The organism is Thermodesulfobacteriota bacterium, assembly GCA_039028315.1.
In the GTDB taxonomy this organism is placed as follows: domain Bacteria; phylum Desulfobacterota_D; class UBA1144; order Nemesobacterales; family UBA2774; genus CR02bin9.
In genome coordinates, this window is record JBCCIH010000125.1 from 1 (window position 1) to 7,383 (window position 7,383).

Sequence of the window (7,383 nt, forward strand, 5' to 3'; positions counted from 1 at the left end):
AGTACGGTTGATATTAGGACTTTAAATGGGTCATGGGATGTCTCCGCTACTAGCGTGACAATAGGTACATCCCATTTAGGAGCTTCTTCGGACAGTATTTTTACTATGTTATGAATATCGCCCTTCTTCATAGCTCATTAATAGTACATGAAGCGGCGTAAACTTTTTGTATTGGAGTGTAGATACAAAAAAGGGAGCACTTAGGCTCCCAATTTTGCAGATGGCGAATCTTGTGTGCTTATTGATGTTTACAACCTAGTGGTTGTAAACATCCATGAGGCTCCTAAGCACGGGAGCCGATTTTGACCTTTTGATTCTCTCAAGCGCTTTTTTTTCAATTTGCCTGATTCTCTCTCTAGTTAATTTAAATTTCTTTCCTATCTCATCGAGCGTATAGGCATTTTCATACCCAATGCCAAAACGCATCTTAACCACCTCGCGCTCGCGCTCTGAGAGCCTTAGAAGAGCATTTTGTATATTGCCGGGAATTGATATCTCGGCAATCATGCTGTCCACAACAAGAGAGCTTGAGTCTTCGATATAATCAAGATAGGTTGCTTTCTCTCCGTCATAAACCGGAGTATCAAGGCGCACTACCCTGTTTCCGCTAGACTCAAGAATCCTCTTTACATTCTCGACACTCATCTCTGCCCTCTCTGCAATTTCCTCTGCAATAGGCTCACGCTTATTCTGTTCAGTAAGAACTCTCTTAACATGTCTTACCTTGCCCGCCTTCTCTAATAGATAGGCCGGCATTTTCACAGTGCGGGTCTGGTTAAATACACCTCTTGTCATTGCCTGGTTGATCCACCAGCAGGCATAGGTTGAAAACCTGTAGCCCTTTGAGTAATCAAACCTTTCGACTGCTTTTATAAGCCCGAGGTTTCCTTCCTGAATCAAATCCAGAAACGGTATGCCCCTTCCAGCATAGCGTTTTGCCATGCTGGCAACAAGCCTTAGGTTAGACTTCACAAAACGGTTTCTAAGTTGAACACCCTTTTGTTTCGTAGCCTTATATGCTTTAACAAGCATAATGAGTCTTGTTTTTTCCTTCGCATCAAGAGGCTTATCACCGCTCTTAGAAGGAACTGCATTTAACTCAAGAACTATGCTTACCTGTGCTTCTAGATTCTCAGGATCCACTTCGAGCTTGCTACCTAATGTCTTCTCAATAACTTTCTTGATCTCTAAAGCTTTTGTCTCACAGCTTTTTATTTTTGCAGCCACAAGACACTCTTCCGCTGGAGTTAACAGAGGCTCCGTACTTACTTCCTGAAAGTATGCATTTACGAGCCTTAGATCATGATTGTTTACATCGACCTCATTTTTAGGCTTTTTCACCTGCACAGCGGCAGGTTCGCTCTCAAGCTCTTCTTCCTCAAAATATTCTTCTACATCCTGTGATTCTTCGGCCGCTAGTTCATCGACCACAGGCTCAACGCTCGGAGTTTCTACCTGTTCGTTATCGTAATCAAAGGACTGATTGTATTGCGAATTTTTCAACATTATTTCCTCTCCTTCTTAACTAATTTGATGTATTATTGCGCAAATAAGATGCATCTGAATAAAATCCGTGTTATTCATATAAACTAATACGATTAAGATTTGGTTTCAGATTTAAGTAAAAAACTTAAAATAATTTGCATATTCAGAAAATATGTTGTTAAATCAGCCACTTACAAATACACTTTTTTTTCAATATTGGGTAATATTTTTAGAGAATTTGCTCAATTAACACTAAATTTGGTGCAAAATCCTATTATTGTAGGGTGGATTTGTCTATTTCGCCGGATGCCTGAGCCCTAATTTCTTCCCATTTTTGAAATAAAATGCGAAGATGTGAAGAGGCCTCTTCAAGCTTTTGCTGGCTTAGTAGGTTTAGGATTTCCCACATCTGCTCTACAGATTTTTCGTTCTTTAGTGTGGATGGGTGGATAAACGAACAAAGCTCTCCGTAATTTAGAACTACAAACCCTTGCGGATCAAATCCAGAGAACCAAGTTTGCAGATCGCTTAAGCTGTGGGTGAGAACCGTTAGGTTATCTGCGAATAGTGACTTTAGCTTGTTAGACTCGTTAGTTTCAAAACACTTGGAAAGTATCTTTAGAGCACTGTCTATCCTGCCAAGAGCAGTACCAATTGTCGTATCGTAGTGAATGGCGTTAAATCCCCAGTGTGTGTAGAGCGACTTTCTCTCTGTTTCGTCAAATAACAAGAACCAGTCCAGGGGAATTATGTTTTCTGAGTGAGAGGAATTGGACTTAGAGTACATAGGGGCCACAAAATAGTTGCCCTCTTTGTCTTTCATAAAATAGCAGTCTTCTATCTCATCCTTGTCCATTCCTAAATGTTTAGAAAGCGAGTCTCTAAAGACCTCATACTCATTTCCAAACCATACTCCTAGCGGAGACGTAGGCCCGCCCCAGTACTTTTCATAAAATTCCGCATACTCTCTCCAGTAACTGGCTTTGTCTCTAAAACTATCGATCGGTTCATAAATTAGAATACTGCTGATGGCCATATTAAATTAATAAACCATTGCCGCCTCAAAATCAATTGGCAAATATTTAAGCAAATAAGTTTGACAAGGGCTTTACAACCAGCGTAATATCATCATATGACTTATGTTTCACTTGAAGAAATTATTGAAGAAGCCATAAAAAGGAAAATCAGCTTAGGTGATGACCCTGAGAAAACTATAAAATTATCGGCAAAACTTGGTCTTATCCCAAAACCCAAAAGAAAAAGAACCAAAGTTGAGGGTGAGACTAAAACAATTTTACTCTTTCCAGAGAAAACCATAGATAAATTGGCCCAAATTAAGGCTTTAAAGTCTGAGGGACTTACCCCTGAAGAAATAAGAGATAGCTTTGCACTGCAGTACGTCCAGGGAGCGCTTAGGGATCTGCTCGATAAGGCTGATGGAGACAAGGTGCAGGAGCTTGCTCATATAATAACAAGTGAAAAAGAGCTAGAGTCCATTGTGGAAGCGCCTTTAGTCTATCTAATTGAAGGCATGTCCCCTGATGAATCCAAGAAGCTTCTTACTCTTTTTTGCGGCGTCGGGTTCTATGCACTAATTGAGGCACAGAAAGCTCTTGAGGATTTTAAAATAAATGACGCCCGTGAAGCCCTATTTAAGGCAATATTCTATAACTCAATTGCTGTACTGAGAATGGCCCGTACAACTGGTGATACAAAACTTGAAGCAACCGCCGCGGAGCTATATGAAAAAGCAGTAATCCAGCCCATAGGAAAAGCGAGTGAGCGCGTAAGAAAAGAATTTACAAGCTCTATTGATGAATACTTAAAAGAGAAGGGACTTTCTGATGATTAGTTATTCTATAGATTTTTTTCGATATGCTTTGAAATACTTTTAATAGTATCAAATACATCTGCAGTAAGTTCATCTTCATCAAGATGGACCTTAAATTCCTGCTCCAAAGCTACTACTAGCTCTAAAGTAGCCACGGAATCAAGGCCGACCCCATATTCAATAAGTTCAGAATCAAGCGTAAGCTCATCTGAGTCTATGCCCTTAAGAGCATTTTCAATGAGAACCTTTTTTACCCTATCTTCCGTTTTCATATGAGATCCTATTTTAATTGTTCTCTTAAAACTTTACCAGTTGGGCTTCTTGGAAGCTCGTTTCTAAACTCTATAAGTGAAGGAATTTTGTAATCCGAAATTTTTCCTCTGCAAAAGCTTATTATATCTTTTGTCTCAAGACTTTTTTCAGAAACAATCACGGCTTTTACAATCTCGCCGCCCTTTCCATCTTCTACCCCAAGCACTGCAGCTTCTTTAACTCTATCATGCTCTAAGAGTAAGTTTTCTAGCTCTACCGGATCAACTTTGTTTCCGCTGATATTTATAAAGAGCTTTTTGCGGCCCACTATATATATGTAGCCTTCGCTATCAATTCGCCCAAGATCACCAGTGAAATAGTATCCGTCTCTAAACACTTCTTTAGTTTCCTCAGGCAATCCGTAGTAGCCGCTTGTGGTCATTGAAGGGCTTTTAACTGCTATTTCCCCGACCTCGTCTACTCCAAGCTCTTTTGAGTTCTCATCTAATATTTTAACCACTACATTTACAACCGGTCTTCCAACTGAGCTATAAGTGCTTTGAATATCTTCGCTCAGGTTAATCGATATCACGCCTGTCTCGCTCGAGCCGTAGAGCTGACGGGTATATATCCCAAACTGCTTGTAAAAAGAGTTAAAAGTAGCCTCTGGCAGCGGTGCTCCTGCAGATATAACTAGCTTGAGTGAAGATAAGTCCACCGGCTCTTTGAGAAAAGTCTTAGATAAAACATCAATCATAACCGGAACTGCAGGGAAGACGGTTATAGCCTCAGCTTGCAGCGTTTGCAAAACTTTTGCCCGGTTAAAATCGGCCAGAGTAAAGATTGATGCACCAATTTTCACCGAGCTTATAAAATTGCCGAAACCGTAAGTATGAGAAATAGGAACTGTAAAAAGAATTCTGTCATCCTCGCTCCATCCAACAGTTTGAGTGTGATTATCAGCAAGTGCGACTAGGTTGTTATGAGTTCTTGAGACTCTCTTAGGTTTGCCAGTTGACCCTGTAGAATAAAGATAGATAACTTGATCTGTGGGCTCGATGGGTATTTGTTCAAGGGCGCTATTTTCTGAGCACCAGTCAGCGCCATCTCCCTTTACTATTGAAACTGTTTTATTTAAGCCGCTAGCAATATCATCAGCGAGTGATTTAAGACGATCCTCAGTCAGTATCAACTTGGCATCAGAATGATCTACATAATATGAAATCTCATTTTGTTTATACGATGTGTTTACCGGTACAGATATAGCTCCTATATTTGCTAGAGCAAAAAAAGCTGCTACAAACTCTATTGAATTGGGAAGTAGTATTACTACCGCATCGCCTTTTGCTATACCCTTAGAATGTAGATATAAGGATAAGCTAGATACCATAGAGTCTAAATATTCATATGTAACTCTCTTGTCACCCTCGGCTACAGCCAGGTTCTGGGGGAAATTATTTACAGTTGATTGAAATAGCTCTCTGACTGTGCTCATTTATTTTCTCATGGATATATTGGTGATGACATTAGCCCTTTCGTCTCTGGGAAATCGAACATGAGATTCATGTTCTGAACCGCCTGTCCTGATGCACCTTTTCCTAAGTTATCAAGAGCAACAACAACTATAAATAACCCTTCCCGATTGCCGATTCCAATATCGCACATATTTGAGAACCTAACATTTTTAGTTGATGGATATTCCCCAAGCCCAAGTACCCTGACAAATTTCTTATCGCTAAAGTACTCATTATAGATTTTGTGCGCTTGTTGGGTTGATGTTTTCTTATTAAGACGCGTATAGATAGTTGCAAGTATGCCCCTGTCAATTGATACATTGTGCGGCATAAAACTAACATGAACTTTAGATTGATTGAGCAAGTAGAGCTGTTCTTCCATTTCGGTTTCTTGATTTTGAGCAGATGCAGATCCTAAAGAGATGCCCTCATTAGATTCAGAGAAGTGGTGCTCTAGACTGGGCGCCCTTCCTGCGCCCGAAAGACCTGATTTAATATCTGCCACTATACTATCCTTACTCAAAAGGCCCTCGTGGGCCAAAGGGGCAAGACCTAATATAACGCTCGTTGCATAGCAGCCGGGGTTTGCTACTAGTTTTGCTTCCATAATTTGATCATTGTTAATCTCAGGGAGGCCATATGCAGATTTATTTGAAGATCTGAAATCAGAGCTAAAGTCTATTACCCGCGACCCTTTATCTAACATCTTATTTACAAAATGCTTTGATGTACCATGAGGAAGGCATGAGAAAACTAGGTCTACTTGTTCAAGCTCGCTCAAGTTTCTAACGCTGTAGCACTTGATATCAAGAATATCCTTAAAATGAGGGAATACATCAGATATAGACTCCCCGGCAAATTTTTCAGATGTAAGCCAGCTGATCTGAACCCCTTTGTGACTTGCCAACAGCCTTAGAAGCTCTACTCCTGTGTATCCGGTTGCTCCCAGAATTCCTATTTTCATATATTAATAACCCTGCACATATAGTTGTTGATATCATATCTTAAAAAAGTTAATGTTTTAACAGTTCAATGATTACCAAGATCAAGAAAGTCTTATCTATATCACTAATTTTAGCTCTGTCTATAAACTTTGTGCTCTATTCATCGCAGAGCTATTCTCCGCCAAAAGCGGAGTCCGTATCTTATTCTATTGTAAACTGTCCATCTCATCACAGCGGCCATCATGCTTCAAATGTGATCCAGTTGTTCTTCACGTCAGAAAGTGAGGAAGGCGCAGAGAAAGACTGTTTTTGTTATGACTGCTGCCCTCAGAGAATTTCATCATTCATTACAACTAAAACGTTTACTTTAAAACTTAATAGATATTCATATCACACATCTTGGTATGCTGAAGCGATACAAACCAAGGATCGTAATGTAAACCTTCCGATCCGCTCCCCTCCGTTTTACACCTAAGTTTTATATATAAATCACTTTAACTATTATCGGCTAAGAAACATATGTTTTTATATATATGACATATATATATTATATATGTAGTTGTTTCTTGGTCGTTAGGTATTGCAATCATAACGGAGGAAAATTATGCAATTTTTAAGCAGCAATAATCTAACAGCAAAGCTTTTAATGCTTGCTGTATTAGCTGTATTCATGACCGGTTCATTAGTAGCACAGGCGCAACCACCCCAGCCCATGAGATGGAACCCTGCCAGGCCTGATAGCCATGCACCAATAGGTGTCATGGGTGATCATACACATAATACCGGGGAGATAATGTTTTCGTATAGATATATGTTTATGGATATGGACGGAAACAGGATTGGGACAAATAAGGTGAGTAATCAGAGAGTTCTTGAGGACTTTATGGTCACGCCAACAGATATGACAATGCAGATGCACATGTTTGGTCTTATGTATGCTCCAACCGACTATATAACCATTATGGGGATGCTTCCATATGTAAAGAAATCTATGAATCATCTAACCCGCATGGGCACCAGGTTTAAAACAGAGTCCAGCGGTATTGGAGATATAAAGTTCACAGGGCTTATAAAGATATTCGACAATTACCGTCAGCGGGTTCATCTCAACGCGGGAATGAGTTTCCCAACTGGGTCTATAGATGAAAAAGACCGAACACCAATGGGACCAAATCAGCAGCTTCCCTACCCTATGCAGCTTGGCTCAGGGACTTTTGATCTCCTGCCCGGTATAACTTACCTTGGGCAGTTTAATAATATTTCCTGGGGATCGCAGGTTAGCGGAGTTATCAGACTGGGAGAAAACGATAGGGATTATACCCTGGGCAATGTGCTTGATCTAACTGCATGGGGAGCA

8 protein-coding genes are annotated in these 7,383 nt (G+C 40.2%); 3 read left to right on the forward strand and 5 right to left on the reverse strand.

Annotated features, from left to right (window positions below; genetic code table 11):
- Positions 1-255 precede the first annotated feature (255 nt).
- Both AAF462_08315 and AAF462_08320 read right to left on the reverse strand, forming a co-directional pair.
- Positions 256-1,506: an RNA polymerase sigma factor RpoD/SigA gene (locus tag AAF462_08315; protein ID MEM7009121.1), complete on the reverse strand. Its 1,251-nt coding sequence runs from the start codon at positions 1,504-1,506 to the stop codon at positions 256-258.
- 253 nt (positions 1,507-1,759) lie between these two features.
- The gene (locus tag AAF462_08320) at positions 1,760-2,521 is read right to left on the reverse strand and encodes a hypothetical protein (GenBank protein MEM7009122.1); all 762 of its coding nucleotides are present in this window, start codon (positions 2,519-2,521) and stop codon (positions 1,760-1,762) included.
- Positions 2,522-2,617: 96 nt separating this feature from the next.
- Here AAF462_08320 and AAF462_08325 point away from each other — a divergent pair, with 96 nt between their 5' ends.
- Positions 2,618-3,337 (forward strand): hypothetical protein, encoded by a 720-nt coding sequence (locus tag AAF462_08325; protein MEM7009123.1) that lies wholly within the window; start codon positions 2,618-2,620, stop codon positions 3,335-3,337.
- A gap of 5 nt (positions 3,338-3,342) precedes the next feature.
- Here the strand turns inward: AAF462_08325 and AAF462_08330 are convergent, their stop codons facing one another.
- Genes AAF462_08330 through argC form a run of 3 tightly spaced genes read right to left on the reverse strand, consistent with a single transcriptional unit; the run spans position 3,343 to position 6,046 of the window.
- Positions 3,343-3,588: a phosphopantetheine-binding protein gene (locus AAF462_08330; protein ID MEM7009124.1), complete on the reverse strand. Its 246-nt coding sequence runs from the start codon at positions 3,586-3,588 to the stop codon at positions 3,343-3,345.
- Between the two features lie 8 nt (positions 3,589-3,596).
- Positions 3,597-5,063, reverse strand: a complete 1,467-nt coding sequence (locus AAF462_08335) for a class I adenylate-forming enzyme family protein (GenBank protein MEM7009125.1) — start codon at positions 5,061-5,063, stop codon at positions 3,597-3,599.
- A gap of 8 nt (positions 5,064-5,071) precedes the next feature.
- The gene (argC, locus tag AAF462_08340; GenBank protein MEM7009126.1) at positions 5,072-6,046 is read right to left on the reverse strand and encodes an N-acetyl-gamma-glutamyl-phosphate reductase; all 975 of its coding nucleotides are present in this window, start codon (positions 6,044-6,046) and stop codon (positions 5,072-5,074) included.
- A gap of 68 nt (positions 6,047-6,114) precedes the next feature.
- On the opposite strand from argC, the gene AAF462_08345 reads away from it, so the two are divergent.
- Positions 6,115-6,501 carry a hypothetical protein gene (locus tag AAF462_08345; GenBank protein ID MEM7009127.1) on the forward strand — a complete coding sequence of 129 codons (387 nt, stop codon included), beginning with the start codon at positions 6,115-6,117 and terminating at the stop codon, positions 6,499-6,501.
- Positions 6,502-6,630: 129 nt separating this feature from the next.
- On the forward strand, positions 6,631-7,383 hold a 753-nt coding region (locus tag AAF462_08350; protein MEM7009128.1), incomplete at its 3' end, for a transporter.